25 protein-coding genes are annotated in these 26,639 nt (G+C 53.9%); 13 read left to right on the top strand and 12 right to left on the bottom strand.

The genetic code is table 11. The features are described 5' to 3' along the window. Positions 1-113: 113 nt before the first annotated feature. The 6 genes from bioC to bioA are packed head-to-tail and all read right to left on the bottom strand — an operon-like array spanning position 114 to position 6,285. Entirely contained in the window at positions 114-1,034 is a 921-nt protein-coding gene (gene bioC / locus K0T92_RS10350; RefSeq protein ID WP_219872380.1) for a malonyl-ACP O-methyltransferase BioC, read from the bottom strand. Continuing rightward, the gene (locus tag K0T92_RS10345) at positions 973-1,980 is read right to left on the bottom strand and encodes an alpha/beta hydrolase (protein WP_219872379.1); all 1,008 of its coding nucleotides are present in this window, start codon (positions 1,978-1,980) and stop codon (positions 973-975) included. The genes bioC and K0T92_RS10345 overlap by 62 nt, the downstream gene beginning before the upstream one ends. Then, on the bottom strand, positions 1,977-3,155 hold the full coding sequence (gene bioF / locus K0T92_RS10340) for an 8-amino-7-oxononanoate synthase (RefSeq protein ID WP_219872378.1): 1,179 nt from the start codon (positions 3,153-3,155) through the stop codon (positions 1,977-1,979). The genes K0T92_RS10345 and bioF overlap by 4 nt, the downstream gene beginning before the upstream one ends. A gap of 14 nt (positions 3,156-3,169) precedes the next feature. Continuing rightward, positions 3,170-4,168, bottom strand: a complete 999-nt coding sequence (gene bioB / locus K0T92_RS10335) for a biotin synthase BioB (protein ID WP_219872377.1) — start codon at positions 4,166-4,168, stop codon at positions 3,170-3,172. An 18-nt stretch (positions 4,169-4,186) separates the two neighbouring features. Beyond that, on the bottom strand, positions 4,187-4,927 hold the full coding sequence (bioD, locus tag K0T92_RS10330; RefSeq protein WP_219872376.1) for a dethiobiotin synthase: 741 nt from the start codon (positions 4,925-4,927) through the stop codon (positions 4,187-4,189). Next, positions 4,924-6,285, bottom strand: coding sequence for an adenosylmethionine--8-amino-7-oxononanoate transaminase (gene bioA / locus K0T92_RS10325; RefSeq protein WP_219872375.1), 1,362 nt, complete (start codon positions 6,283-6,285; stop codon positions 4,924-4,926). The genes bioD and bioA overlap by 4 nt, the downstream gene beginning before the upstream one ends. 702 nt (positions 6,286-6,987) lie before the next feature. Here bioA and K0T92_RS10320 point away from each other — a divergent pair. The 5 genes from K0T92_RS10320 to K0T92_RS10300 all read left to right on the top strand — a co-directional run bounded on the left by K0T92_RS10320 (position 6,988) and on the right by K0T92_RS10300 (position 12,105). Next, positions 6,988-7,455 (top strand): MarR family winged helix-turn-helix transcriptional regulator, encoded by a 468-nt coding sequence (locus K0T92_RS10320; RefSeq protein WP_219872374.1) that lies wholly within the window; start codon positions 6,988-6,990, stop codon positions 7,453-7,455. Between the two features lie 46 nt (positions 7,456-7,501). Beyond that, positions 7,502-8,050 carry a glutathione peroxidase gene (locus tag K0T92_RS10315; protein ID WP_219872373.1) on the top strand — a complete coding sequence of 183 codons (549 nt, stop codon included), beginning with the start codon at positions 7,502-7,504 and terminating at the stop codon, positions 8,048-8,050. A 205-nt stretch (positions 8,051-8,255) separates the two neighbouring features. Then, positions 8,256-8,780 carry a PadR family transcriptional regulator gene (locus K0T92_RS10310; protein ID WP_219872372.1) on the top strand — a complete coding sequence of 175 codons (525 nt, stop codon included), beginning with the start codon at positions 8,256-8,258 and terminating at the stop codon, positions 8,778-8,780. A gap of 16 nt (positions 8,781-8,796) precedes the next feature. Then, positions 8,797-10,329, top strand: a complete 1,533-nt coding sequence (locus K0T92_RS10305; protein ID WP_246628049.1) for an MFS transporter — start codon at positions 8,797-8,799, stop codon at positions 10,327-10,329. Between the two features lie 117 nt (positions 10,330-10,446). Beyond that, positions 10,447-12,105: a glutamine--tRNA ligase/YqeY domain fusion protein gene (locus K0T92_RS10300; RefSeq protein ID WP_219872371.1), complete on the top strand. Its 1,659-nt coding sequence runs from the start codon at positions 10,447-10,449 to the stop codon at positions 12,103-12,105. Between the two features lie 73 nt (positions 12,106-12,178). Here K0T92_RS10300 and rocD read toward each other — a convergent pair whose 3' ends face one another. Beyond that, positions 12,179-13,405 carry an ornithine--oxo-acid transaminase gene (gene rocD / locus K0T92_RS10295; protein WP_219872370.1) on the bottom strand — a complete coding sequence of 409 codons (1,227 nt, stop codon included), beginning with the start codon at positions 13,403-13,405 and terminating at the stop codon, positions 12,179-12,181. Positions 13,406-13,890: 485 nt separating this feature from the next. Here rocD and mobA point away from each other — a divergent pair, with 485 nt between their 5' ends. Then, positions 13,891-14,547, top strand: coding sequence for a molybdenum cofactor guanylyltransferase (mobA, locus tag K0T92_RS10290; RefSeq protein ID WP_219872369.1), 657 nt, complete (start codon positions 13,891-13,893; stop codon positions 14,545-14,547). Between the two features lie 181 nt (positions 14,548-14,728). On the opposite strand, the gene K0T92_RS10285 is transcribed toward mobA, so the two are convergent. The 5 genes from K0T92_RS10285 to K0T92_RS10270 all read right to left on the bottom strand — a co-directional run bounded on the left by K0T92_RS10285 (position 14,729) and on the right by K0T92_RS10270 (position 19,301). After that, positions 14,729-16,876, bottom strand: coding sequence for a molybdopterin oxidoreductase family protein (locus K0T92_RS10285; protein WP_219872368.1), 2,148 nt, complete (start codon positions 16,874-16,876; stop codon positions 14,729-14,731). A 32-nt stretch (positions 16,877-16,908) separates the two neighbouring features. Further along, a complete protein-coding gene (locus tag K0T92_RS10280; protein ID WP_219872367.1) occupies positions 16,909-17,076 on the bottom strand; it encodes a hypothetical protein in 168 nt (55 codons plus the stop codon). A 12-nt stretch (positions 17,077-17,088) separates the two neighbouring features. Next, positions 17,089-18,075 carry a nitrate/nitrite transporter gene (locus tag K0T92_RS10275; RefSeq protein ID WP_246628047.1) on the bottom strand — a complete coding sequence of 329 codons (987 nt, stop codon included), beginning with the start codon at positions 18,073-18,075 and terminating at the stop codon, positions 17,089-17,091. An 18-nt stretch (positions 18,076-18,093) separates the two neighbouring features. After that, positions 18,094-18,330, bottom strand: a complete 237-nt coding sequence (locus K0T92_RS24975; RefSeq protein ID WP_246628046.1) for a hypothetical protein — start codon at positions 18,328-18,330, stop codon at positions 18,094-18,096. 413 nt (positions 18,331-18,743) lie between these two features. Continuing rightward, a complete protein-coding gene (locus K0T92_RS10270; RefSeq protein ID WP_219872366.1) occupies positions 18,744-19,301 on the bottom strand; it encodes an ANTAR domain-containing response regulator in 558 nt (185 codons plus the stop codon). A gap of 323 nt (positions 19,302-19,624) precedes the next feature. Between K0T92_RS10270 and nirB the strand changes: the two genes are divergently transcribed. The 7 genes from nirB (at position 19,625) to K0T92_RS10235 (ending at position 26,413) form a co-directional block, all read left to right on the top strand. Further along, complete coding sequence (gene nirB, locus K0T92_RS10265; RefSeq protein WP_219872365.1) at positions 19,625-22,078, top strand: nitrite reductase large subunit NirB; 2,454 nt, start codon at positions 19,625-19,627, stop codon at positions 22,076-22,078. A gap of 24 nt (positions 22,079-22,102) precedes the next feature. Next, complete coding sequence (nirD, locus tag K0T92_RS10260; protein WP_219872364.1) at positions 22,103-22,435, top strand: nitrite reductase small subunit NirD; 333 nt, start codon at positions 22,103-22,105, stop codon at positions 22,433-22,435. Positions 22,436-22,484: 49 nt separating this feature from the next. Beyond that, positions 22,485-23,318, top strand: a complete 834-nt coding sequence (locus K0T92_RS10255; protein ID WP_219872363.1) for a uroporphyrinogen-III synthase — start codon at positions 22,485-22,487, stop codon at positions 23,316-23,318. A 69-nt stretch (positions 23,319-23,387) separates the two neighbouring features. Then, complete coding sequence (gene cobA, locus K0T92_RS10250; RefSeq protein WP_219872362.1) at positions 23,388-24,146, top strand: uroporphyrinogen-III C-methyltransferase; 759 nt, start codon at positions 23,388-23,390, stop codon at positions 24,144-24,146. 203 nt (positions 24,147-24,349) lie between these two features. Then, the gene (locus K0T92_RS10245) at positions 24,350-25,027 is read left to right on the top strand and encodes a DNA alkylation repair protein (RefSeq protein WP_343223684.1); all 678 of its coding nucleotides are present in this window, start codon (positions 24,350-24,352) and stop codon (positions 25,025-25,027) included. 44 nt (positions 25,028-25,071) lie between these two features. Further along, positions 25,072-25,491 carry a hypothetical protein gene (locus K0T92_RS10240; RefSeq protein WP_219872360.1) on the top strand — a complete coding sequence of 140 codons (420 nt, stop codon included), beginning with the start codon at positions 25,072-25,074 and terminating at the stop codon, positions 25,489-25,491. A gap of 97 nt (positions 25,492-25,588) precedes the next feature. Next, positions 25,589-26,413: an alpha/beta hydrolase family protein gene (locus tag K0T92_RS10235; protein WP_219872359.1), complete on the top strand. Its 825-nt coding sequence runs from the start codon at positions 25,589-25,591 to the stop codon at positions 26,411-26,413. Positions 26,414-26,639 lie beyond the last annotated feature (226 nt).

Genomic DNA, 26,639 nt, shown 5'->3' with positions numbered 1-26,639 from the left:
TATATTTCGTAAAAAGCATCCCCGAGCACTGCTGAACAAGCATGTGCCTGGGGATGTTTGTTTTCACGTATGCTTCCATCGCAATCGCGAAGCAGAGGCGTCGTGCAGCTTGTCTAGCTGGTGCAGGCTTGAAGGAGGAGCAGGTCATAGGTAGCGGGAACGCCTTCCGCATTGCCGAACCGCTGTTCATAGGCGTGGAACATATCCGCGAACAAGGAACGCTTCGAGAGACCTTGGCGGCTGGATGAATCTGCCTCCGAGGCACTGGCACCCACCGCTTTGACCGTATGCAGAAAGTCGCGGACTGTGGCATGCTGTTCGCTGTGCGCGCTGCGTTCACAGGCAATGCCGATAAATTCAGCCTCAGCGAGCATGGCCTGCCATTGCTGGGGAGAGCGGAGGGATAGCCCATGCCGCTGCGGCCTCAACCCGTTCCGGCGGTAAGCGTCAGCGAATGCCTCATGCAGCTCATGGAACGTATCGGGGCCAAAGGTTGTGCAAGCCAGCAATCCTTGCGGACGCAGCAGCCTCCGTAGGCTGCGGATCGTCTCCTGTGGATGGATCAGCCATTGCAAGCAAGCATTGGAGACGATCAAATCGAAGGAGCCGGGAACCGCTTGTGCCGCCCATGTCTCAATGTCTGCGGCAATCCAATCGACACGGCTGGAGGGCGGCGGGGTTCCTTGATGGGGCGGCGCAACTTCTGGCGGGTGTGCAGACCGTGCTGATGCTGCTGGCGAGCTTGCTCCACTTGCAGAGATCCGCCTCTGAGCTGCTTGTAGCATAGCGGGAGCTACATCGACCGCAGTAATGGAGGCGGCCGGGAAAGCGGCGAGCAGCTTGGCCGTTAAGGCTCCCGTCCCGCAGCCGATCTCCAAGATGCCCGTGATAGCAGGTGACCGTCCCGCGGATAACTTGAGCACATGCGCGGCAAGGGATTCCGCCATCAGCCGCTGTACATTCGCATGAGCATCATAGGAGCTGTCCGCGCTGCGGTTGAATTGGCGCTGTATCGTTCTTAGCCTGCTGTCCATGCCACCATCTCCTTATTGCATCTGCAGTTTCTTCATAGCGTGTCAAGCCGACCGCGTGCCCGCTGCCAGCCATGGGCATGTATTGCGCATCGGGCAATTCATGGCATAGCTCCTGAGCTGCACCGGGAGGGCAGACCGTATCGTCCGTGCCATGAATGAGCAGTGATGGTATTGCAAGGCCGGGCAGCAGCGGCCTGCAATCCTCGCTGCGCAGCAGGCCGAGGCCTGCAAGCAGCGCTTCTGTGGACCAGCTGCCTGCGGGCGGCAGCCTGTCGCTATAGCCTTCGAGCCGCTCGGAGGCCGTGAGCAGCGTCTCACGGAATTTGATCTCGACGGCCTCCCGGTTCTGCTTGAGGGCGGAGCTCATCTGCCGCACATAGATATCCGGCCAGCCGAGGCTGCTCTCACCCTTGGGCCGGACAAAACAGGCGGTCCCGCTCAGCAGAATGAGCCCGTCAACGAGCCTGTTAACAGGCCCGTTGGGCGATCCGCCTGCAGGCAAGACGGCAGACTCGCCATCATCACTGCCAGCCGAGCCTCCAGGCTTCCAGGCAGTGCCGCCAGCGAGCCCGTGAGCAGTGCCGCTAGCCAGCCCGTGGGCAGTGCCGTCAGCGGGCCCGCCGGCAGTGCCGCTTGGCGGCTGATTCGCGAGCCCGTTCCATGCGAGCCGCAGCGCGATCAGCGAGCCGAGCGACCAACCGGCGAGCAGCAGCGGGCCTGCCGCCGCTTGGCGGCATTCTCTTGCAGCGGCGTCAGCGATAGCATAGAACTGCTCCGGAGATTCCGCATGCGCATAGCCCGCTGCGGCATGCCGCCATTCCGGCAGACTGCCGCGCAGAGAGTCGAACGCGGCGTCAGCGATGCTCCAGCCGCTGAGCCATAGAATCGTCCCGGTGTTCTGGGACGAACGCTGCTGGGATTGCAGCATATGCGCAGAGTTGGTCATTGCTTCAGCACCCCCATCTCTATGCCGAGGCTGCGAATGTGCCGGGCGGCATCCTGAAGAGCATCATCCGAATGAGCGGCTGACAGGGAGAAACGGATCCGCGCTGTTCCTTCGGGCACAGTTGGCGGGCGGATCGCGACCGCCGCAATGCCGGAGGCTTGGAGCGCAGCGCTGAATGCAAGAGCGAGGCCGTTGTCGCCGATAATGACCGGGACAATCGGCGAATTGCCCTCACCGACCTGGAATCCGGCGTCCTGCAAAGCCGAGCGGAATTTCAAGCCCGCAGCAAGCAGGCGTTGGCGTCTTCCATGCTCTGTCTGTACAAGCTGGAGCGCTTGCGAGATGCCAGCCACAACAGCGGGCGGCAGCGCCGTTGAATATATGAAAGGCCTTGCTTTATTAATAAGCCAACGGATAAGGGTCCTGCTGCCGGAGACATAAGCGCCATAGACGCCGAAAGCCTTGCTGAACGTACCCATGTGAACGTCAATATCGTTCTGAATGCCGAGCGCATGGCACAGCCCTTCGCCGCGTGTGCCATAAATGCCGCCGCTATGCGCTTCGTCTACCATCAGCATTGCGCCGTATTGTTCTTTGAGCGCAACCAATTCCGGCAGCAGCGCCTGATCGCCATCCATCGAGAATATCGTATCCGTAACAATGAGCTTGCGCCTGGCGCCACGGTGCTTGTCTAGCAGGTGGCGCAGATGCTCCAGGTCGTTATGGCGGTAGCGGGCATGGTCAGCGCGGCTAAGTGTAATTCCATCCACAATGCTGGCGTGGTTGAGCCGGTCGCTGAACACGGCATCGCCCCGGCCGACCAAGGCGCTGATCACGCCGGTATTAGCCATATAACCGTTCGCGGCAACAAGCGCCGCATCCGTCCCCTGCCAGCTGGCGAGCGCTTGTTCAAGCTTGCGATACGGAGGCCGATTGCCGGTTACAAGGCGCGATGCGCCTGAACCGGCGCCATCGGCCGCAAGTGCCGTGCGCATCGCCTCAATAATGGCGGGATGCTGCGCAAGCCCAAGATAATCATTGGACGACAGGTCCAGAAGCTCCTGCCCATCCCGTATTATGAAGCCCGGCCGACCCGCAATAGGGGCGCTGTCGCGAAGCTGCCGTTCCAGCGCCTTGTCTGCGAGTGCAGCAAGCTCTTGCTCCATCCATTCCATCTGGCTTCCTCCGTCTACAGCGCGCACATTTCGATCTCGAAGCCCATATCTTCGATAATGTGATGATCCGTTGTTACCTCTTGGCCTGCCGTGGTCAAATAATCTCCGACGAACAGCGAGTTCGCCGCATAGAGCGACATTGGCTGCAGCGTGCGAAGATTAACCTCGCGGCCGCCGGCTACACGAATTTCTTTGGACGGGCAAATAAACCGGAAGAGGGCCAGCACCTTCAGTCCTTTCATGGCTGGTGTGCGTCCTGCGTTCTCCAGCGGAGTTCCGGGAATTGCGTTGAGGAAATTTATCGGGATGGAGTCCGCATCCAGATCGCGAAGGGAGTAAGCCATCTCGACAATTTCCTGATTCGTCTCGCCCATGCCGATAATAACGCCGGAGCAGGGGGACATGCCGTAGGACTTGACCTCTTCCACTGTTTCCACACGCTGGTCATAGGTATGTGTCGTTGTAATAGAAGGATAATTGGCTCTGCTGGTGTTCAGATTATGATTGTAGCGGTGAACTCCGGCTTCTGCGAGCTGCTTCGCTTGCCCGTCCTTCAGAATGCCGAGGCATGCGCAGATTTTGAGCGGCATCGTGTCACGAATCTCCTTGACGGCTTCTACGACCTGCTGAAGCTCCTTGTCTGTAGGGCCTTTGCCCGCAGCTACGATGCAGTACGTGCCAGCCTTGCGCGACATCGCCTCACGCGCGCCTGCCAGCAGCGTATCCTTGTCCAGCAGCGTATACTTCTTGACCGGAGCAGTCGATACGATCGATTGCGAGCAGTAGCCGCAGTCTTCCGGACAGAGGCCGCTTTTGGCATTGATGATCATGTTGAGCTTTACTTTCTTGCCATAATAATGCTTGCGTACAGTAAAAGCAGCTTGCAGAATCGGCAGCAGCTCATCATTGTCGGCTTCCAATACGCTGAGCGCTTCCTCCATCGTCAAACGTTCGCCGTCGAGCGCTTTCTGAGCAAGCAGCTGCCAATTCATCGTAGCGGATAAAGTTGTCATCCTAATCATCCTCCTGGATTATCTCAATTCATCTATGTTCAAAGCCTGCCTTATAGGCGACAAATCGATCGTTCTAGTGAGCTTCGCCAACTCCTTGGCGTTCAGAGCTCTATCCGGCGATATGCGGGGAAATCTCCCCAGCACCCGCATGCCGCTGTACTGCTCGATTAATGAGGCATTCCCTGCAATGCTGGGGTCGTCTGCCTCCAGGGCAGCCGCTGGGCCGGGGCCATCATTCAATACGACGCCGGCTACCTCAATTCCGCGCTGCCGGAGCATGAAGCCGGTTAGCAGCGTATGGTTGATGGTGCCGAGTGAGGAGCGGGCAACGATCAGCACAGGCGTTCCCAGCGCTGCAATCCAGTCAATGACGAGCGCATCATGCGTTAACGGGACGGCGACACCCCCTGCGCCCTCAATGAGCAGCGATTCATAACGCTCCATCAGGGGGAGCCCGCCTGCTGCGATTGCCTCAAGCGAGATCTCTATCCCGGCGGCCCGAGCTGCGAGGAGCGGCGTTAGCGGTGCTTCAAAAGAGAAGGGAGCGACCGACTCCGGCCGTTCATCTATCCCGGAGCCCCGGAGCAGCCGCTCGGCATCTGTATCGCCGCTGCCGATGGACGCTCCGGACTGAACCGGCTTCCACACGCCGACATTCCGCCCCTCCGCGCGCAGAGCGGCAGCGAGTGCAGCTGTAATCAACGTTTTTCCTACTCCTGTATCGGTGCCGGTAACGAATAATCCCCTTATTCGGCTCATAGCCGCCAGTCTCCCTCTGTTACATCGCGAATCGCTTCAGCAAGAATGCCGATCATGTCATCCAGCTCCGCTTCAGAACTGACAAGCGGCGGGATGAATACAATGACATTGCCCAGAGGCCGTGTCAGCATGCCAAGCTCCCTTGCCCGCAGGGAGGTACGGACACCGATTCGATCCTCCCAATCGTAAGGTTCCTTGGTTGCTTTATCGCGCACGAGCTCGATCCCGACCATAAGCCCTTGCTGCCGAATATCTCCGACATGCGGCCATGCGCCAAGCGGCGCAAGCTTTCGCGCCACAGAAGCGGCTTTATCCTGAACGCCTGCTACCAAATTCCGTTCTTCAAAAAGCTTGATGCTGGCAAGCGCAACAGCGCAGCCAAGCGGGTTGCCCGTAAATGAGTGCCCATGGAAGAACGTCTTCTGCTCCTCGTAATCGGCGTAGAAGGAGCTGTATACCTCGTCAGTGGCCAGCGTTGCAGCGACAGGCAAATAGCCGCCGGTCAGCCCTTTGCCGACAATCATCAGATCGGGCGATACATGCTCCAGATCGCAAGCGAACATCGCGCCAGTCCGTCCGAAGCCGGTCGCCACCTCATCGGCAATCAGCAGCACGCCATGCTCGCGGCATAGCGCAGCGATTGCGCTTAAGCAGCCGGAGGGCATAATCATCATGCCGCTGGCTCCTTGCACGATCGGCTCGACGATCAGCGCGGCAATCTCCTCCTTGTGCGCCTCCAGCATCGTGCGCAGGGAGGAGAGTGTTTCTTCCATCGCGCCTGCCGCACCGCCAGGATGGCGATAAGCCTGCGGATAGGGGATCACATGGGGCTGGAACAGCATGGGCCGGAAGCGTTCATGATAAAGCGGAATCGCGCCGACGCTTACCGCTCCGATCGTATCGCCATGATAGGCTTCCCTCATCGTAATGAAGGTTCGTTTATCCGTCATGCCGAGGTTATGCCAATATTGAAAGGCCATCTTCAGCGCAATCTCCACGCCAGTCGCACCGGAGTCAGAGAAGAATACCTTCGTCAATCCTTGCGGCGTGATCTCAGCGAGCTTGGCTGCAAGCTCAATAGCCGGAACATTCGCCATGCCGAGCAAAGTAGAATGAGCGACCTTGCCGAGCTGCCCGGCTATCGCCTCATTCAGTTCCGGCACGTTATGGCCATGCACATTCAGCCACACCGATGAGAAGCCATCATAATATGCGCGTCCCTGCACATCATACAGCTTGATGCCCTCACCCTTCTCGATAATGAGCGGATCCATATTGTTGTAATCTTTCATCTGCGTAAAAGGATGCCATAAATGCGCCTTATTCAGCTCTGCCAAATGTTCATAATCCGGGGTCAATGAATATCACACTCCGATTCTATGAATTGTTAACCGTGTTTATTGATTTTGGTTAACAATTAAACGTAGCTAGTTTATCAGACAGCAGCCTTGCTGTAAAGAGAAGCTTAACACCGCTTTCAAAAAAATCTCCCCGAGCCCAAAACTACTCTCAATAGGCAAGGGGAGCGCTCCCTATGGCCACTATCCCGTTCACTCAGATGAGACAGGCTGTCGAACAAGTCGAAGTATCATGCCGCGCTAAAATAACTGATGTGGGCAGTGATGTAAAAAGGTACTTCCCGCTTACAGCACTAAAAAGCAATATTTTCGCTGCTGTGAGAGGATATTTTCTTTTTACAGGTTGGGATAGCGGCAATGGATTGTATGTTTACTTCCTATAGCAGGATAAAATCGTCTTACAGTGGTCAATATCGGTGGTTTTTCCCCCGTAAGATGGAAGATCCGGCTTAACGCGAGTGCAGTAGTCAGAAGCAGGGCTCTATTCGACTATAGCTGCTGCCGAGGCAGCAGAGCTGCCCTGCACTACCTGCTCTGACTCAAGGGGATAGTGGCTATAGGATGCAAAGAGGTTGACTAATGCCGCATGCCTTGCTATTATAGCTATATAAATTGTATACAATTTAATTTTATTAAATTTTAATGGCATTAAATCTAGCAGGCCAGGCAAGTGCTGATGGCCGAAGGGTGAGACGGACAGTTATGAATCGTAATGAGCTGCTTCATTTGGATAATCAACTATGCTTTGCTCTGTATGCTTGTGCCCGGGAGGTTACGAAGCTGTATCGGCCATTTCTTGATGAACTCGGGTTGACGTATACACAATATGTGACCATGCTGGTTCTATGGGAGACAGACGGAATTCCGGTGAAGGCACTTGGCGAGCGGTTATATCTCGATTCCGGCACACTGACACCCTTGTTGAAGAAGCTTCAGGCAGCGGGATTGATCCATCGGGAACGAGACACGGCAGACGAACGCAGTGTTATTGTCAGGCTTACGGAGCAAGGCCGCGCGATGCAGCAGCTAGCTCTTGCGATTCCGGACAAGGTGTTCTGCCAGACAAGCCTGCAGCCTGAAGAGGTGGCGCAGTTAAGAGAGCAGCTTCACAAGCTGACTTCGACGATCCACCAATGCGAGCGCAGCAGTCCTGGTTCCGATCTCAATTAAGCGCAGGATCAAGCGGTGACATCTAAATTTTAGGAGGACTCTATTCATGACAACCTTATATGATTTTCAAGCGGAAACGATTAATGGACAAACGAAATCACTATCCGAATACAAGGGCAAGGTGCTTATCGTGGTCAACACGGCGAGCAAATGCGGCTTCACGCCTCAATATACGGATCTTCAAAAGCTGTACGAGCAATACCAGAGCGAAGGGCTTGAGATCGTCGGCTTCCCTTCCAATCAATTTGGCGAACAGGAGCCTGGAAGCAACTCGGATGTGCAATCCTTTTGCCAGATCAATTACGGTGTAACCTTCCCGCTGTTCGCGAAGACGGATGTTCGGGACGAGAATGCGCATCCGGTCTTTCAATATTTGACGGAATCCGCACCGTTCGAAGGGTTCGATACGACACAGCCAAGCGGCAAAATGCTCAATGCCTTCCTGAGCGAGAAGCTGCCACACTGGATGACCGACAATTCGATCAAATGGAACTTCACCAAATTCCTCGTCAACCGCGAAGGCCAGGTAGTGAAACGGTACGAATCCACAGTAGAGCCGCTGGATATGAAAGCTGATATTGAAGCGCTCCTGTAATCCAGCGGGGTGGTCACGATAAGCCCCGACCCGCAGCTCGTTAGCCTGCTATGAAAATGAACAAGAACCTCTCATCGCTCTGCAATTGGGCGTTTGGTGAGGTTCTTTTTGTTTTGGAGGCATGCCGCAGGCCTATATATCGATTAAATATATATTGATTCGATATATATAAAATGGTAAGATATGGACACCAAGGGGGTGTCTTATGACAAGCCAAGATGTAATTCTAGGCATTCTGATGAAAAAAAAGCTGGCCGGATATGACATCAAGCTCATGTTTGAGTCGGTATTTTCCTATTTCTACAATGCAAGCTTTGGGACGATCTATCCAACGCTCGGCAAGATGGAGAAGGAAGGATTAATAACGAAAGAAAATGTTATTCAGGACGGCAAGCCGAACAAACATATTTATTCCATCACAGAGGAAGGGAGAAAAAGGTTCTACGATTATCTCTATAGCGATATTCAAGCGAGTGACACGAAATCGGATTTCATGGTGCGCCTGTATTTTGGAGATCTGGCCGACAGAGGCAGAATCATACAGTGGCTTAAGAATGCAATTAGACGAGCGGAATACACCTCAGAGAGGCTTGAGACGGATTATGAGCGGTTGAAGGACACTCTGACACCTACGCAAATCATATGCATTCGGCTCGGCATCGAGAGCAGTGCCAATAAGAAGAAGGTGCTGATGGAAGGACTCCAACAGATCGAGTCTTTGGAGGAATAGGCAGGAGGTTGGATATATGGAAACGATGAAGAAGGATAGGAAGGGTTTAATTATAGCGGCCATAGCGCTTGGTCTGTTAATGTCTTCTTTGGACAATACAATCACTTCCTCGGCAATCAGCCATATTATTAAAGATATTAACGGCTTTGATCAATTCAGCTGGGTATTCACCGCTTATATGCTGGCATCAACCAGTATGATGCTCGTTTTCGGCAAAATGTCGGATTTGTTCGGACGCAAGCTCTTCTATCTAATCGGCATAGGGTTCTTTCTGTTAGGCTCCGCATTATGCGGCATGGCGCAGGATATGACGCAGCTCATTCTGTTTCGCGCGGTGCAGGGCATTGGAGCGGGCGCACTGTTCCCGATCAGCTTTACGATCATATTCACAATGTTCGCCGACCCCAAGCAGGCGGCCAAGATGTCGGGCGTTCTTGCTGGCGTATTCGGTCTTTCCTCGGTAGCCGGACCGCAGCTCGGGACATTTCTGTCGGAGCAGTGGGGCTGGAGATGGTGCTTCTACGTGAATTTGCCGATTGGCATACTATCATCATTGATTCTTATGCTCGCGCTGAAGGAATCGCGCTCGGAACGCCGTCCCTCGATTGATTACATGGGAACCGTCTGTCTGATCATTACGACGATATCGCTTATGCTCGCGCTTGAACTGGGCGGCAAAGATTTTGCATGGGGCTCCTGGCAAATTATATTGCTGTTCGCTGCTTCAATCCTTTGCGGAACGCTGCTGCTCTTCGTCGAGAGAAGGGCCAAGGAGCCTATTCTCCCGCTGCCATTGTTCAGAAACCGGATGATTGTCGGGATGACGCTGGGGTGCATTTGCCAAGGAGGGATTATGTTCTCCGCCATTTCTTACTTGCCGATATTCTCAACCGCTGTTCTGGGCAATGCCAACTCCAATACGCTGTTGACGCCGATGATGTTCTCCTTGATGGTAGGAGCTATTGCATTCGGGTTCCTGCAGCAGATTCTTAGTTACCGTCTCATGCTGGCTTTGTCCATGACGGGCGGAATTGTGGTAAGCGTACTGCTGGCAACAGTCAGTCATCATGCTTCTACATGGTATATGGTTGGTCTTATGATCGCTCTTGGATTAATTGTAATTGGACCGTTGATGAGCGTGGCTCAGAATGCGGTGGCAATGAGTGTGGATCGCAAGTATATCGGCATTAGCTCCTCGTTCGTAGGGTTTTGGCGCAATATAGGCGGTGTATTGGGCGCTTCGATTATTGCCACAATCGTGAACAACGATTACAAGCATATTGTGCAGGAGGGAGCTGTCAGCAACGGTATTCCTGCTGATCAGGTAAGCAAGTGGACGAATCCCGATCTCATTATTCAAGCGGGCGCCGGGATCCCCAAGCAAATACTGGGCTTCGTTCGGGACTCGCTTGGCTCGGCGATTAATCATGGCTTTATTCTATGCATCATTTTCGGTGCGATTGGGATTGCGGCAGCACTCATTGCAGGTCCAGGGCGATATGTAAGGCCCTCGCAGCCAGTTGAACAGGCGACTGCCGGGCACATGTAGCCCGCGGCGATCCCGCAAACATCCTTCTAACCGATACGCAGCAGTTCTCTCTTATAATCAAACGGGAAATTGTGTATTATAGTAGGATAGAAATTTACGTGGGAAAGGTTGGTCGCAGTGGACAACAAGACATCATCTTCGAACTTCATAAAAAATATTGTTGCGGAAGATTTGAAAGTCGGCAAAGTAAGCGAGATTGTTACGCGATTTCCGCCGGAGCCCAACGGTTATCTGCACATCGGCCATGCCAAGTCGATCTGCCTGAACTTCGAGCTTGCGGATGAGTTTAAAGGGATAACGAACCTGCGGTTCGATGATACGAATCCGCTCAAGGAAGATACGGAATACGTGGAAGCAATTCAGGAGGATGTTCGCTGGCTCGGCTTCGAATGGGACAATCTCCGCTTTGCGTCGGATTATTTTGAAGAAATGTACAACCGTGCCGTATTGCTTATCAAGAAAGGCAAAGCATACGTGTGCGATTTGTCTGCCGAGGAAACCCGTGAAGCGCGCGGCACATTAACGGAGCCGGGCAAGAACAGCCCGTACCGGGACCGCAGCGTGGAAGAGAATCTGGATCTGTTCGCCCGAATGCGTGCCGGGGAATTCAAGGATGGGGAGCGTGTCCTGCGCGCCAAGATTGATATGGCATCTCCGAACATCAACATGCGCGATCCGGTCTTGTACCGCATTGCGCACACGCATCATCACCGGACAGGCGATGCTTGGTGCATCTATCCGATGTACGACTATGCGCACCCGCTGGGAGATGCGATTGAGAGCGTGACGCATTCCATCTGTACGCTTGAATTCGAGGATCATCGTCCTCTGTATGATTGGGTGATTGCGGAGTGCGAGATGGAAGCGCAGCCCCATCAATATGAATTTGCCCGCTTGAACGTGACGAATACGATTATGAGCAAGCGCTACTTGAAAATACTCGTAGACGAAGGTGTCGTGGAGAGCTGGGATGATCCGCGCATGCCGACGATCAGCGGCCTGCGCAGAAAGGGCTTTACGCCTGAGGCGATGCGCGCTTTCTGCCGCGAGATCGGAGTGGCAAGAGCGTACAGCGTCGTGGATGAGCGGATGCTGGAGCACTTTATCCGGGAGGATCTGAAGCTGAAGGCGCTCCGTACAATGGCTGTGCTCCAGCCGCTGAAGGTTGTCATCACCAACTACCCGGAAGGGCAGGTTGAGATGCTGGAAGCGGAGAACAATGCCGAGAACGAAGAGATGGGTACCCGCCAAATTCCATTCTCGCGCGAGATCTATATCGAGCGGGATGACTTTATGGAGAATCCGCCGAGCAAATATTTTCGCTTGTTCCCGGGCAATGAGGTGCGTCTCAAGCATGCGTATTTCATTACCTGCCAAGAGGTCATCAAGGATGCTGCAGGCGATGTAATTGAGCTGCGCTGCACCTATGATCCCGAGACGAAGAGCGGCAGCGGATTTACCGGACGCAAGGTAAAGGGCACGATTCACTGGGTCGATGCATCCCAGGCGGTGCCGGCGGAGTTCCGTCTCTACGAGCCGCTGATCATCGACGATGCGGAAGACTCCGGCAAGCCGTTCCTGGAGCGGATTAATCCCAATTCAATCGAAGTGCTTCAAGGGTTCGTTGAACCGAACATGAAGGAAGCGGCGGGAGGAGACAAGTTCCAATTCTTCCGTCACGGCTACTTTAATGTCGATCCCAAGCATACCCGTGCGGAGCGCTTGGTGTTTAACCGGATTGTCTCGCTCAAGAGTTCATTTGATGTAAAAGCTTAATGGTGCAGCCTCCAACGCCGTGGATGATGATATTCGCGGTTTTGGAGGCTTTTTGCTGATGCAAGCTGGCCGGTTAAGGAGAGGCGGCGAATGCTTCCTCCACCTTGGAGAGGGCGAAATCCAGCTCCGCATCTGTAATGATGAGTGGAGGTGCGAAACGGATCGTGTGCGTATGCGTTTCCTTGCATAGCAGGCCGAGCTCCATAAGCCGCTCGCAATAGGGGCGGGCTGGCTCGAACAGCTCCAGCCCGGCGAACAGGCCGCGGCCCCGGGCCTCCTTGATCGCAGGATGCTTTATTCCCCGCAGCCGTTCCAACAATGTCTTGCCCAGTCGCCGCGAACGCTCGGCAAGCTGTTCATCCTCAGTGACCTCCAGCGCTGCCAGAGCTACGGCGCAGGCAAGCGGATTGCCGCCGAATGTGGAGCCATGCGACCCGGGCTCGAACAGCCCGAGGGTCTCGGGCCCGCCGGCGACGGCTGAGACGGGCAGCACACCGCCGCCAAGCGCCTTGCCCAGCACATAAAGATCGGGCTCGATGTTCTCGTGGTCACACGCGAAGCGTCTCCCTGTTCGCCCGAATCCGGTCTGGATCTCATCGGCAATGAGCAGGACGTTATGTTTGCTGCACAGCTCGCGGACTGCCTTCAAGTAGCCGTCCGGCGGAATGCGTATCCCGGATTCTCCTTGTATCGGTTCCATAAGGAAGGCTGCTGATTGCGGGGTAATCGCCTGCTCCAGCGCTGAGGCATCCCCGTAAGCGATCATGGTGAAGCCGGGCGTGAATGGGCCGAAGTCAGCTCTGTAGCCCGCTGTTGACGACAATGAGGTAGCAGTGAGAGTGCGCCCGTGAAAATTCCCTTCACATACGATGATCTCCGCTTGCCCGGCGGGTACGCCCTTGCAGCGGTAAGCCCAGCGGCGGGCCGCCTTCAAGGCTGTCTCGACAGCCTCCGCGCCTGTATTCATAAGCAAGCTCAGCGGCTTGCCGGTATAGGCGGCGAGGCGCTCGCAAAGGGCCGCGAACGGCTCGTTGTGAAAAGCGCGCGAAGTAAGCGTTACTTTGTCGGCCTGCGCTTTCAAGGCTGCAAGGATTCGGGGATGGCGATGCCCCGCATTCAGCGCAGAGTATGCGCTCAGCATATCCATGTAGCGATTGCCCTCAGGGTCTCTTACCCATATACCATTAGATTGCTCTACTACAATCGGCAGTGGCAGGTAGTTGCTTGCGCTGAATCGCTCCGCTCGTTTTATCGTTTCCGAGGATGGCCGTTTGCTGTTGCCGGTCAAATCTGCTGTCATCGCATTCCCTCCCTCACAGAGCATATGCTGCAAAAGGCGGGCTGCATGATTAATCCTTGAATTGGGGGAGAGCCGGGAATTGCTTGAACATGCTCCTGGTGGATTTACCCTGTGGCATTATCCCTTTGAGTCAGTCGACGGTAAAGTGGGCTGCTCTATTTTGAAGGAATAGGGCATGCCGCTGTTGCTGTCTTTATCGCCTATAGCCACTATCCCCTTGAGTCAGTCCAGATATTGAACCTTTCTGGTTTTTCTGGGTACATATGGGTGGTCTGTCGATCCATCTGAGTGAAAGGGATAGTGGCTATAGGGAGCAGAACCCCCAGTACCGGGGAACGGCAGCGTGAGAATAAATTTGAAAGCAGCCTTGCAGTGCTTGTGGTTGTTTGTGTTGACTTAACGGAGGGCGGGTGTTATATAACAGTCTAAGCGCTCTTGCGGTGGATATTCTGCGGTGATACAACGATCAATTAAAGGTGGTGATTATGATGAGGGATAAGGGAATTAGCGGCATTGTATTAGCTGGCGGGCAAAGTGTGCGAATGGGGACGGATAAGGCGCTGCTGGACATTAACGGAAAGCCGCTGCTGCAGCTTCTGGTTGAACAGCTGTCAGAGCTGTGTGAGCCTGTCATTATTGCTGTAGGAGATGGCGAACGGGAACAAAGCTACCGCGATGCATTGGGAGAATGGAGCCAGAGAAGCATATTCGTCCGCGATGCCTATCCCGGCAGCGGCCCGCTCGCTGGACTTCATGCAGCACTGTCTGCGCTGCCGGAAGGCTATGCCTTTGTTACGGCATGTGATATGCCTTGCTTGTCGGAGCCGCTGCTGCGGCGAATGATAGCGAGAACGGAAGCAGCCGGACGGACCGCAGCTCCTTCGCCGGATACATCGGCCGAGATAGGGATAGCAGCAGCTCCGGATGTCATCATGACAGCAGAGCAGCCGTTCCATGCGCTTTATCATGCACGCATTGCAGGCAAGCTTGAGGGATTGCTTCAAGAGGGAGAGTATCGTGTTATGAGGATGCTGGCCCAGTTAAGTACGGAGGTTATTCCGTTGGATGAAGAGGAAGAGCAAGCGTTCCAGAATCTGAATACACCGGAGGCTTACAGGCAGTTCCTGCAGCGCCGGACTTAGGCGGGACTTGCCCCCTTATACGGGGACATTCATAAGCGAGAACTTATACGTACATGCGGAATAACCCAGCGGCCATTGAGGCCGACTGGGTTGTTCCATTTGCGGGCGAGGGCGGCGCATGGAGAGGAAGACGGAGTGGTCGGGGTCTTCCTCGAATGCCGCGCGCACCACGCCCGCGGTGTTATTGTTCTTGTCCAAAGCTCTCGCGATCCGCTCGTTCAATCTGTGCTGCGCATACCTTGAATTCCGGCATCCGGCTTATGGGATGCAAGGCATCATTTGTGAGCAGGTTGATTGAATGCTCGCCGCCCCAATGAAACGGAACGAACACAGTAGTCGGATGTATTTCCTGTGAGATCTTCACATCGAATACGAGCGAGCCGCGGCGGGTAGTAATCCGTATCCGATCACCAAAGCGAAGCCGGATCCGCTCGGCGATGGAAGGATGAATCTCCGCCACCGGAACCGCCGCTTTCTTCATCAGAGCCGCGGTGCGGCGAGTCTGCGCTCCGCTCAAGTAATGGTTGCCGAGACGCCCTGTAGTCAAGATGTAAGGATAGTCGCGGTCAGTCGTTTCCGCTGGCTTCTTGGGCGTAATGCCATGCAGCTTGGCGCGTCCGCCTGGAAGGTAGTAAGTGTTGTTCTCGAACATCCGGGGTGTGCCTGGATGCTCATCTGACGGACAGGGCCAGAACAAACCCTTATGCTCCTTGATTCGTTCATAAGACATTCCACTATAGTCAGCCTTCCCGCCTTCCGTTGCGCGGCACAGCTCCTCGAATACCTCCTGCGGCGAGCCGTACTGAAAATACTGGCCGCGTCCGAGCTTCTCAGCCAGCTTGCGGATCAGCATATAATCCTCCATCGCTTCGCCGGGAGTATGGAATGCGCGCGGACGGTGGAAGACACGTCCTTCCAGATTGGTAAGTGTCCCCTCGGCCTCCAGAAAGGAAGAGCCGGGCAGCAGCCAGTGGGCATATGCTGCCGTTTCCGTCTCGAACATATCGACGACAATAAGCAGCTCCAGCTTCTTGAGCGCTTCGGCGACATGTGAGCTGTTCGGGCTTGATACGAGCGGATTGGACCCAAGTACGATCATCGCTTTAATCTCGCCATCGTGAATTTTGCCGAACAGCTCATAAGCGGATACCCCTTTGCCTGGCAGCTCATCGGGATGAATGCCCCAAACTCCGGCTACATGCTCCCGCGCTGCCGGATCATCAATCATCCGGTAGCCAGGCAGCTGGTCGGCCTTCTGTCCATGCTCGCGGCCGCCTTGACCGTTCGCTTGACCGGTAACGGCTCCGAAGCCGCTGCCGGGCTTGCCCATCTTGCCCGTCAACAGGCACAGGTTAATATAATTAAGCGTGTGCTCAACGCCGTTAACCTGCTGCTCCAGACCGCGCGCAGTCAGTACAATGCCGGTCTCCGCATTGGCGAAGCCGCGCGCAATCGTACGGATAACCTCTTTGGGAATACCGGTATAGACCGATACGGTATCGGGGGAGAAGTGCTGCACCGACTCCACGATTTCTTCAAAGCCAGTTGTATACGACTCCACGAATGCTTTGTCATAGAGCCCTTCATTTACAATAACGTGCAGCAGGCTGTTCACGAATACAGAATCGAAGCCAGGCTGCAGATTGACGTGGATATCTGCGAGCTTGGAGGTCATCGTTTGTCTTGGATCAATCGTAACGATGATCGCCTTTTGCTTCTTCGCTGCCATGAGATAAGGCACCATCGTAGGCTGGCATTCCGCAATATTCGTTCCGGCCAATATAATATATTTGGCCATCGGAATGTCATCGAGAGGCACGTTCATCCCGCGGTCAATGCCGAATGCACGAACCTGGGCGGCGGCAGCTGAAGACATGCAGTATCTGCCGTTGTAATCGATATACTTCGACCGCAATGCGACACGGGTGAATTTGCCGAGCAGATAGCTCATTTCATTCGTTAATGAACCGCCTCCGAACACCGAAACCGCATCGTTCCCATAGCGCTGCTGAATAGATTGAATGCGGGAAGAGATTTCATCCAGCGCATCGTCCCAGCCGGATTGCTGCCAAGGCTCCCCGGGCAGGGCGGAAGCTAGCCGGCGCTGCGGCGCCATAAGGCGCTCGGGGTGAAGAACATGCCCCAGCGTATTCAGCCCCTTTTGACACAGCCGACCGGTCGCCACAGGGAAATTTTGGCTTGGTTTGACCTCCCAGCCGACCTCATTGTCAGTACGAATGAGATCTATTCCACATTGCATACTGCAATAGCAGCAATGAGAATGCAGGCGATCCTGGTTCAATTCAGCGGCGATGGGTGCTGCAGGCATAGAAATCCCTCCGTTTGGTGTTCGTGGTTCATTTATCCGTTTGTTGCATCACGGGCCAGCGCGGGCTGCCCGGAAGTTTCAAGCAGGGCAGGGACTTCCGGGAGGCTCGCGTATTCGGCAGGGGATTGGCTCGCGCCTGTTCCCCACCAATCAATGACGTCAAGCAGCTCATGAATGTCGAAAACGTCGAAGGCATCCATATGCTGCACCTGTTAAGAGACAGCCGGGTTTTGGAGCGACGATTGATCCAATGCTTTGCCGCCGCTGCCAATCCAGGTCTTCTTCCATGATTTCTGTACAATGAAGATCAGTACAATACAAGATAAGGCGATACCGCTAAGAATCAGGAAGCCTGGCGTGTATGAGCCTGTCGAAAGCTTCAGATTGCCGAGAATCTTAGGCAGGAAGTAACCGCCCAGACCGCCTGCTGCTCCGACGATCCCTGTAATAATGCCGATCTCCTTCTGGAACCGCTGCGGCACAAGCTGGAATACGGAACCGTTCCCCATTCCAAGCGCCATCATGCCTACGAACAGCAATACCGTGATGACGGATAGCGGAGGAAGTGCAGAGACCGCCGCCAGCATGATGCCAACTACACCGTAGAGCACCATGAGCATTCGGATACCGCCGATCTTGTCGGCCAACCAACCGCCGACAGGCCGGAAGAAGCTGCCCGCGATAACGCAGATTGTCGTGAAATCCGCTGCGCGTACCGGGCTTAATCCATACTCTGTATTGAAGAAAATCGTTAAATAGTTCGACATTCCGACGAATCCGCCGAAGGTTACGCTGTACAGAATACAGAACATCCACGTATCGCGCTGCTTCAGAACGGCGCCGTAATCAGCAAGCTTGCGCGGCGATGGTTGTGTCGGACTGTCTTTGGCAAGCAGGGAAAAGGTTATAAAAACGATCGCAATCGGAATAAGTGCAAGGCCGAACACGACTTCCCAGGAACCGTAGTGCTGCGCAATCCGGTTCGCGAACAGGGTCGTAAATACAGTACCGCTGTTGCCGGCTCCGGCAATACCCATGGCCAAGCCTTGATATTGCGGCGGGTACCAGCGGCTGGCGAGCGGCAGTGCTGCGGCGAACGATGCGCCAGCAACGCCAAGAAGCAGGGCAACAATGTAGAGCTCGCTAAGCGAATCTACGAATTTCCAGCCCCATACGAGCGGCACCATTGTAAGCAGCATACCGAGCTGCCCGGTTCTTTAAGGTCCGATAACATCTGTAAGGTAACCAAGCACCAAGCGGAGAATGGAACCGCCCAGAATCGGCAGTGCAACAAGGTTTGCTTTTTGCGCGGCATCCATCGGATAGTCGCTCATAACAACAACTGCAAGCGGTCCGAGCAATACCCATACCATAAAGCTGACATCAAAGTACAAAAACGCGCTTAGCAACGAAGGGCTGTGACCACTTTTCAAAAAGCTTTTCCTATCCATCATTCAAAAAACTCCTCTCCGAATTGAGCTTTCTGTTTCTCTCTGTTTCTCTCTTTTGGTTTTCTCTCTTTTTCTGTTCTCTCTGTTTTTCCGCGTTTCTCTCCGTTTTCTTGCTGGCCTTTCTCTCACGTTCTCTCTGGTTTCTCTCCCGTGTACCTTTGCAGTTCAGTTGATTCCTTTGTCAGTAGTGACTTAGCGTCTGCTAATCCTACAACAATAAAAGGCCGCACTGCAGACGTAGATTCTGCAATCCGGCCTCTTTGCCATCAGTTGCACGTCGGTGTGCAGACTGAGTAATCTCTAAACGATTCACTTCTTTGTGAACATATTTGCATTATATGCGACACGTAAACATCATGTCAATATATCTAACATTAACTTTTTTTACAGATCGTTATCGCTCATAATGACCTGTCTTAGCCATGTATCAGCTGGTACACTTTGACGATGGACGCGGCAATATCGCCGATGCGCTTGCGCTCATTCATCGCCTGCTTGCGCAGGAAATCATAGGCCTCCGCCTCGGAGATCCCTTTAATCTCGCATAGAACGGTCTTCGCCTGGTCAATCCATTTGCGCTCCTCAAGGCGCTGCAGGAGCCCATCCCGCTCATCAGCCCATCTCTTGCGCTGTTGAAACACACGCAAGCTCCATTTCAGCGCGTATTGCATCTCAATAGAGTTCATGGAACTGAATAAAATACCATCCAGCGCAAAGCCCCAGTCGATTTCCTTGGGCGCAGCATTCTCTGAACACAGCCATATAATAGGAAGCTTACGCATACCTGACAAGGTAGACTGCCATTCGTTCAGCTTTGGCTGAGGAACATGCAGTACGGCGGCATCGACGACGCTAATAAATTCCTTGGCATCAGCTGGTGTGGCGGCGCGGTGCAGCGTGCGGCAGTTTTGCTGCAAACTATGCATGGATATGGTGCGATTGCTCTCTTCGACGAGCAGTATTGATTTCAACATGATAAACGTCACCTCTTTATTAAGGGGCATACCTAAAGACACGGTCCCAAGCCATTAAATGTGTAATAAAATATAACACATTGAAGCTTGGAATGTCGATGCAAAAATGAGCTCATTTGACAAACGTAACATGCCTCTTCATGGAATGTCTTTTTTATGTTAACTATATTGACATTAAAGTGTGTCTACATATATACTTAAACCTAAGAAGTGAAGTTTACCGACACAAAGGCGTGTCATTTAACCCGGCAATGGAGCCTATTCTACTCGTCACAGCGACAGTGGAATGGGCTTTTATGTTTTTATAAAGGAGAGAATATCGAATGAAGAGAAAATTAGTCATGATCGGCAACGGCATGGCAGGTGTTTCGTTCGTAGAGCAGCTACTGAAATTAAACCCTCATCGGTATGAAGTGACAATTATTGGCGCTGAGCCTCACCCCAACTATAACCGGATTATGCTCTCGTCTGTACTTGCAGGTGATGCGAGCATGCAGGACATTATTCTGAATGATTGGGATTGGTACCGTGATAACGACATTACCCTTCATTACGGTCAAACTGCCGGAAGCATAGATACTGCAAAACAGGTTGTTACAACGGATAAAGGCATCGAAGTGGCGTATGACGAGCTTGTGCTCGCGACCGGCTCGCTGCCGTTCATGCTGCCGCTGCCTGGGGCGGACAAGGAAGGCGTCATTGCATTCCGTGATATTAAAGACTGTGAAGCGATGATCGATGCATCGAAAAAATACCGCAAGGCCGTTGTTATTGGCGGCGGCTTGCTCGGCCTTGAAGCAGCGCGCGGTCTCGTCAATCTGAAGATGGATGTCAGCGTTGTTCACATTTTCGATTGTCTGATGGAGCGTCAGCTTGACCCGACCGCCTCCAAGCTGCTCCAGGCAGAGCTTGAGGGCCAAGGGATGAACTTCCTGCTGGAGAAGCAGTCTGAATCCATCATCGGCAAGAAGCGTGTAGCCGGATTGAAGTTCAAGGATGGCACGCATGTCGATGCAGACCTCATCGTAATGGCGGTCGGCATCAAGCCGAATGTGCAGCTGGCCAAGGACTGCGGTATCGAAGTGAATCGAGGCATCGTCGTCAATGACTACATGCAGACGAACATTCCTAATATATATGCAGTGGGAGAGTGCGCAGAGCACCGCGGGATCGCTTATGGCCTCGTTGCGCCTCTGTATGAGCAGGGGGCAATCCTTGCGAAGAAGCTTGCCGGTGTAGAGAGCGAGGGCTACCAGGGCTCGGTTGTTTCGACCAAGCTCAAAGTATCCGGTGTCAATGTGTTCTCGGCCGGAAGGTTCACGGATGAGCCGGGCACTCAGGCGCTGCGCATTCAGGACGGACTAGAGGGCGTCTACAAGAAGGTTGTCTTTGAGAAAGGCAAAGTGGTAGGTGCGGTATTGTTCGGCGATACAAGCGACAGCTCGCGGCTGTTCTCGGTTATCCGCAGCGGTGAGGACTTCAGCGGACGAGAGAAGGAAGTGCTCTTCGGCCCATCCGGCGGGGGCAAGCCGGCAAGCACGGAGGATCTCGTTGCGGCAATGAGCGGGGACGAAATCGTATGCGGCTGTAACGGTGTTACCAAAGAGACGATTACAGAAGCGATAATGGAGAAGGGCTGCGTCAGCGTCGCTGAGATTAAAGCGTGCACGAAGGCATCCGGCGGCTGCGGCGGCTGTAAGCCATTAGTGGAAGCGATTCTGACGGCGACGCTTGGAGCGGATAATGTTGCGGCGGTCAAAGAGGGCATATGCGGTTGTACGGCTCTTTCCCGCGATGAGGTTGTTGACGCCATCACACGGATGCGCCTCACAACGACAAAAGAAGTGATGCATGTGCTGGAATGGCATAATCCCGAGGGCTGCTCGAAGTGCCGTCCGGCGCTCAATTACTACCTGGGAATGGCTTTTCCAGAAGAGCATGAGGATGAGCTGGAATCGCGTTTCGTCAATGAGCGCAATCACGCGAACATTCAGAAGGACGGGACGTTCTCGGTTGTGCCGCGGATCTATGGCGGTGTAACGACGCCGGAGGATCTTAAGAAAATTGCAGTAGTTGCGGAGAAATACCATGTGCCGCTAGTCAAAATTACCGGCGGACAGCGGATTGATCTGCTCGGCGTGAAGAAGGAAGACCTGCCCGGCATGTGGAAGGATCTCGATATGCCCTCCGGCTATGCATACGGCAAGGCGCTGCGTACAGTCAAAACTTGTGTAGGCTCCACCTTCTGCCGCTTCGGAACACAGGATTCCATCAAGATGGGCATCGACATGGAGAAGAAATTCGAGCGCTTGAATACGCCGCACAAGGTGAAGCTTGCCGTATCCGGCTGCCCGCGCAACTGTGCGGAAGCAACGATTAAAGACCTTGGCGTTGTCGCGATTGACGGCGGCTGGGAGCTCTATATAGCAGGCAACGGCGGTACGAAAGTACGCGCGGCTGATCTTCTGGTGAAGGTGAAGACGGAAGAGGAAGTGCTGGAGTGGACCGGAGCCTATTTGCAGTACTATCGGGAGACGGCTAACTTCGGCGAACGTACAAGCGAATGGGCGCAGCGGATCGGATTGGATACAATCAAGCAGGAGCTGAGTGCCAAGGAGGATCGCGACAGCTACAACAGCCGCATTGATAAGACGCTTGATCTGATGAAGGATCCTTGGCTGCAAATCATCGAGAATGAGGAGCTGCGCAAAGCGTTCGATGCTTTGACGGCGCCGGCGAACCCGGAAGCTGCGGCAACAGAAGAGACGAGCAGCTGATAAGAACGAGAGGAGCAAGAGAGAATGAATGAAGTGATCGTAGGACATATTTCTGAATTCCCTGAACGGCGCGGCCGTGTCTTCCGTCTCGGTGAGCTGGAGCTGGCTCTGTTCAAGCTGTCGGATGGCGAAGTCAAGGCGGTGGAGAACAGCTGTCCGCATAAGCAAGGGAAGCTGTCGGAAGGAATCGTCTGTGACCACCATGTATATTGCCCGCTGCATGATTGGAAGATCGATCTGCAGGATGGCGTTGTACAGTCGCCGGATGAAGGCTGCGTGACGACTTTTCCTGCTCATGTGGACGCGAGCGGCAATGTCGTGCTGGTGATGAGCGAAGTGCATTCCAAAGTGTCCTAACACAGGTTATTATATATAGATAGATATTACTTCAAGGGGGGATCCGGGCATGGGTCGATTGGAAGGCAAAATTATTGCCGTGACCGGACCGCGCAAAGCGGACGAATTGAGCCGCATGATTAATAAATTTGGTGGAGAGACCGTATTAAGGCCGGCACAAGGGACGGTTTTTCTGGACGACAGTTTTATCGAGGATCAATTAAGGGCGCTTATTGACCAGCCGGCGGATTGGCTGATTCTCACGACGGGTGTTGGGACAGAGGCGTTGCTGCAAACGGCCGAGAAGCTGGGCTTGGCTGAGAGCTTTCTTGGCGCTCTGAAGTCGATGAAGCTTGGCGCAAGAGGCTACAAGACTGTGAATGTGCTGCGCAAGCTTGGGTTGACGCCGGAGGTTCGGGACGACGACGGTACGACGAGAGGGCTGCTGCGGGCTCTGGAGTCTTATGATCTGCTGGGAAGCCGTGTGGCGCTGCAGCTGTATGGAGATCCTGCCCCGAGGCTGACGGGCGTGCTTGCCGAGAGAGGCGCGGTATGCGAGGAATTGCTGCCCTATCGGCATATTCCGCCAGAGGGCGACGTTGTAGAGCGTCTCATCGATGAGATCGTGACGGGCAAGGTGGATGCGGTAACGATGACGAGTACGGTCCAGGTGCGATATGTGATGGGCTGCGCTGCACGGATGGGCCAGCTGGAGGCTGTGCGCGATGCATTTGCCAGCCGTGTGCTTGCAGTTGCTGTCGGGAAAGTGACGGCAGAAGCGGTATATGAGGAAGGCGTGGAGCGGGTGCTGTTCCCTGAGGAAGAACGGATGGGCAGCATGGTGGTTGCGATGAGCAAATTTTTCGGAGGCGGCTCTGATGAGCCCGATTCCGGCAGCATTTAAGGAATGGCGGAATGAGCGGGTTCTGCTTACTATATTCGGATAAAAAGCGATCGAGGAGCGTGGGTGTATATGTACGGTAAAGTGTATCTGACCGGCGCTGGACCGGGAGACCCGAAGCTGATTACGCTTCGCGGGCTGGAAACGATTCGACTTGCGGACGTCATTGTGTATGACCGTCTTGTATCCGAGGAGCTTGTGAAGGAAGCTCATTCTGGCGCAGAGCTGCTGTATGTAGGCAAGGCATCCGGACATCATTCAATGAAGCAAGAGGATATCAACGCTCTGATCGCGGATCGTGCAATGCGCGGTCTGACGGTGACACGGCTCAAGGGCGGGGATCCGTTCGTGTTCGGCCGCGGTGGAGAAGAGGCGGCCTATCTGGCGGAACGGGGAGTTGAATTCGAGATTGTACCGGGTATCTCCTCTTGCATCGCTGCGCCTGCTTATGCCGGTATCCCTGTGACGCATCGTACCCTGGCTGCATCCTTTGCGGTTATAACCGGTCATGAATGTGTGGGCAAAGATACGGCTTGTGTCGATTGGGCATGGGCTGCTGGCGCGGAGACGCTGGTCGTGCTGATGGGGTTGCAGCAGCTGCCGTTCATTATCGATCAGTTGCTTGCGAATGGCAAGCCGGCAGATACGCCGATTGCGCTTATTCAAAGCGGGACACGCGAGGAGCAGCAAACGGTGGTCGGTACGCTCGCTGATATCGTAGGTGACCCGGAAGTATCACGGCTCTCCAGTCCTGTCGCGATTGTGATCGGCCCTGTGGTCGCTATGCGGGATCGTTTGCAATGGCGCAAGATTGAAGCCGTCATTGCGTAATTCTAAGTCGTGCATTGCCGACCTCTCCCGCAGGTTTGGAGCTTGCGGCCGGTTAAATCCGTTCGATGGTTCAATTATGAACCCGGGCGGATTTTTTTGCTGCGCATTTTATTTCTCGTCTCCTATTGGTATATGATAGAACGAAAGAGCATGCTGTAAATGAATACTGCCGAGGATTGATGGCGGACCTGGAGGATGATGGAGTGGGACAAGTGCCCTATGTGGCAGAGCTGGAAGTGTGGCTTCGTGGTCATTCGGATGAGGACAAGGCAGTGGCAATGGCTGCATATATGCGGGATCAATTTCCCTTTCTTGGGATTAAGTCTCCGGAGCGGGTCGAGGCGACGCGGCAGTTTCTGAAGGAGAAGGGGACGCCTGAGCTTGAAGAGCTGGATGCTATTGTTCGCGCCCTGTGGAAGCTTCCGGAGCGGGAATACCAGTATACGGCATTGCTGCTGATGGAGAAGCGCCTGAAGAAGCTGGATGCGTCATGGATCGGGCTGCTGGAAATGATGATTACGACAGCCTCCTGGTGGGATACGGTTGATATCATTGCAGGCAAGCTTGTGGGAGGCCTGTTCGGGCGATATCCAGAGCTGATTCCGGAGTATGGGGACAAATGGATTGCATCCGACAATCTTTGGCTGCGCCGGAGTGCTCTTCTATTCCAGTTGGGATACAAGGGAAAGACGGATAAGGACTTATTGTTTGGATACATTCGCCAATGCGCGGACGAGGAGGAATTTTTCATCCGCAAGGCAATCGGCTGGGCGCTGCGGGAATATGCGAAGACCGATGAACATGCGGTGCGTGCATTCGTGAAGGAGACTCCATTATCTGCTCTCAGCGTTCGTGAAGCCTTGAAGAGAATCGGGGCATAGGCACGCCCGGCCTCGCGATATTCAGATCCATGGGAGGGCTGCTAATGAAGAGGTTCATAGGAGGCTTGGCGCTGCTTGGATTGCTGCTGCTGACGGCTTGCTCGGAGGGAAAGCCGCAATCTTTTGCAGATGCATTGAAGCAAGAGGAGGTCGCGTTCACGGAAGTGGTGCCGGCTGCGAATAGCGATTTGGAAGGCGTCCAGCCACACATATATAAGCTGGATGATGTGAATCAGCTGCATATTTATGACTTCGGTACGATAGAGAAGCGGGAATCAGGACATGATAAGTTTCAAGAGCGGCAGCAAAGCCTCAGCTCTTATCCGCCTATTGTGCTTCAAGAAGGCAGCTACTTGGTTCTCTACTATAATGACACCGTAACTACCGGCCCGCCAATAGCTGCAGATCTGGAACGAACCAAGTTTGGAAGCCAGATAGAAGCGGCGATGGAAGCCTTGAAATAAAATAGGTTAAAGACGATTGACGGCAGCATTTGTTCATGGTATTCTTAATCCCAAGCAAATAGGTAGGATTAATAGGATTAAGGTGGTGCCACCAACGATGAATCATCCCATAACCATTAAGAGCGGGCAGTTGGAACTGTCCGGTGTACTGCAATATCCCCCGCTTAATCGTGGTGAGATTAGATCGAACAAATATCCGCTCATTATCATATGCCATGGCTTTATAGGCAATCGTATAGGAACCGACAGGCTGTTTGTCGAGGCTGCCGAACGGTTAACGAAGAGCGGCTATCTGGTGCTTCGTTTCGATTACGGAGGCTGTGGCGAAAGCACGGGGGATTATGGCAGCGGCGGGTTGGATGCGCTTATTGAGCAGACGAGAACGGTGCTCGATTACGCGGCGGGCCTTGACCTTGTTGATCCTGAACGTATTATTCTGGTCGGACACAGCCTTGGGGGAGCGGTGGCTGTTCTGACGGCATCGCGCGATACCCGGGTGAAGACGCTTGTGCTGTGGGCGCCGGTTGCCCATCCCTTCATGGATATCCGCAATATTATCGGAACGAAGGCCATAGAAGAGATAGAACGGACAGGCAAAAGCGATTATATGCATTACGAGCTGACGAAGCAATTCACAGACTCGCTGGCGCAGTTCCAGCCTCTTACGGAGCTTCGTGGCTACAATGGCGATGTGCTGATCGTCCATGGCACGGCGGATACGGTTATACCGGTTGATTATTGCTTTTTGTATCAGAAAATGTTCTGGCTGCGGAAGGAAGGGAACTGCGATAAGGAAGTCATTATGCAGGCGGATCATACCTTCTCTTCCAAGGCGGAGCGTGAGCAGCTGTTCGACATTACGTTCCGTTGGATCGACGCCATTGGCAAGCGCCGCAACGATTGGAGCCTGTGGACTATCTAGCGATGTTCTAATATCCATTCACAATACAGTGGGAAAGCCCTCCTTTACGATGACTGCAAGCGGTCTCTAAGGGAGGGCTTTCCCGTGCAATAAAGGACATTAGAGGATTTAGGAGAAAGACCCTTGACAAAATTTCACTTCTGAATCATATTTAATATATGAACACATAATCATATGTTATTTCTGGATCGTGGTTAGGCGCGGAGGTTTTATCTGCGGATCACCA

The organism is Paenibacillus oenotherae, from assembly GCF_019443105.1.
GTDB classification, from domain to species: domain Bacteria; phylum Bacillota; class Bacilli; order Paenibacillales; family Paenibacillaceae; genus Paenibacillus_Z; species Paenibacillus_Z oenotherae.
This window is presented reverse-complemented; position numbering and strand designations above follow the sequence as displayed.

Coding starts and splice junctions, on each gene's coding strand:
- K0T92_RS10255 (WP_219872363.1), top strand. CDS start 22,485: ATGGGTCGATTGGAAGGCAAAATTATTGCCGTGACCGGACCGCGCAAA.
- rocD (WP_219872370.1), bottom strand. CDS start 13,405: ATGACAGCAGATTTGACCGGCAACAGCAAACGGCCATCCTCGGAAACG.
- K0T92_RS10305 (WP_246628049.1), top strand. CDS start 8,797: ATGGAAACGATGAAGAAGGATAGGAAGGGTTTAATTATAGCGGCCATA.
- K0T92_RS10280 (WP_219872367.1), bottom strand. CDS start 17,076: ATGGATGCCTTCGACGTTTTCGACATTCATGAGCTGCTTGACGTCATT.
- bioB (WP_219872377.1), bottom strand. CDS start 4,168: ATGACAACTTTATCCGCTACGATGAATTGGCAGCTGCTTGCTCAGAAA.
- bioF (WP_219872378.1), bottom strand. CDS start 3,155: ATGGAATGGATGGAGCAAGAGCTTGCTGCACTCGCAGACAAGGCGCTG.
- K0T92_RS10310 (WP_219872372.1), top strand. CDS start 8,256: ATGACAAGCCAAGATGTAATTCTAGGCATTCTGATGAAAAAAAAGCTG.
- K0T92_RS10240 (WP_219872360.1), top strand. CDS start 25,072: ATGAAGAGGTTCATAGGAGGCTTGGCGCTGCTTGGATTGCTGCTGCTG.
- K0T92_RS10235 (WP_219872359.1), top strand. CDS start 25,589: ATGAATCATCCCATAACCATTAAGAGCGGGCAGTTGGAACTGTCCGGT.
- K0T92_RS10270 (WP_219872366.1), bottom strand. CDS start 19,301: ATGTTGAAATCAATACTGCTCGTCGAAGAGAGCAATCGCACCATATCC.
- cobA (WP_219872362.1), top strand. CDS start 23,388: ATGTACGGTAAAGTGTATCTGACCGGCGCTGGACCGGGAGACCCGAAG.
- bioD (WP_219872376.1), bottom strand. CDS start 4,927: ATGAGCCGAATAAGGGGATTATTCGTTACCGGCACCGATACAGGAGTA.
- K0T92_RS10315 (WP_219872373.1), top strand. CDS start 7,502: ATGACAACCTTATATGATTTTCAAGCGGAAACGATTAATGGACAAACG.
- K0T92_RS24975 (WP_246628046.1), bottom strand. CDS start 18,330: ATGATGGATAGGAAAAGCTTTTTGAAAAGTGGTCACAGCCCTTCGTTG.
- bioC (WP_219872380.1), bottom strand. CDS start 1,034: ATGGACAGCAGGCTAAGAACGATACAGCGCCAATTCAACCGCAGCGCG.
- mobA (WP_219872369.1), top strand. CDS start 13,891: ATGATGAGGGATAAGGGAATTAGCGGCATTGTATTAGCTGGCGGGCAA.
- K0T92_RS10320 (WP_219872374.1), top strand. CDS start 6,988: ATGAATCGTAATGAGCTGCTTCATTTGGATAATCAACTATGCTTTGCT.
- nirB (WP_219872365.1), top strand. CDS start 19,625: ATGAAGAGAAAATTAGTCATGATCGGCAACGGCATGGCAGGTGTTTCG.
- K0T92_RS10345 (WP_219872379.1), bottom strand. CDS start 1,980: ATGACCAACTCTGCGCATATGCTGCAATCCCAGCAGCGTTCGTCCCAG.
- K0T92_RS10285 (WP_219872368.1), bottom strand. CDS start 16,876: ATGCCTGCAGCACCCATCGCCGCTGAATTGAACCAGGATCGCCTGCAT.
- K0T92_RS10275 (WP_246628047.1), bottom strand. CDS start 18,075: ATGCTGCTTACAATGGTGCCGCTCGTATGGGGCTGGAAATTCGTAGAT.
- nirD (WP_219872364.1), top strand. CDS start 22,103: ATGAATGAAGTGATCGTAGGACATATTTCTGAATTCCCTGAACGGCGC.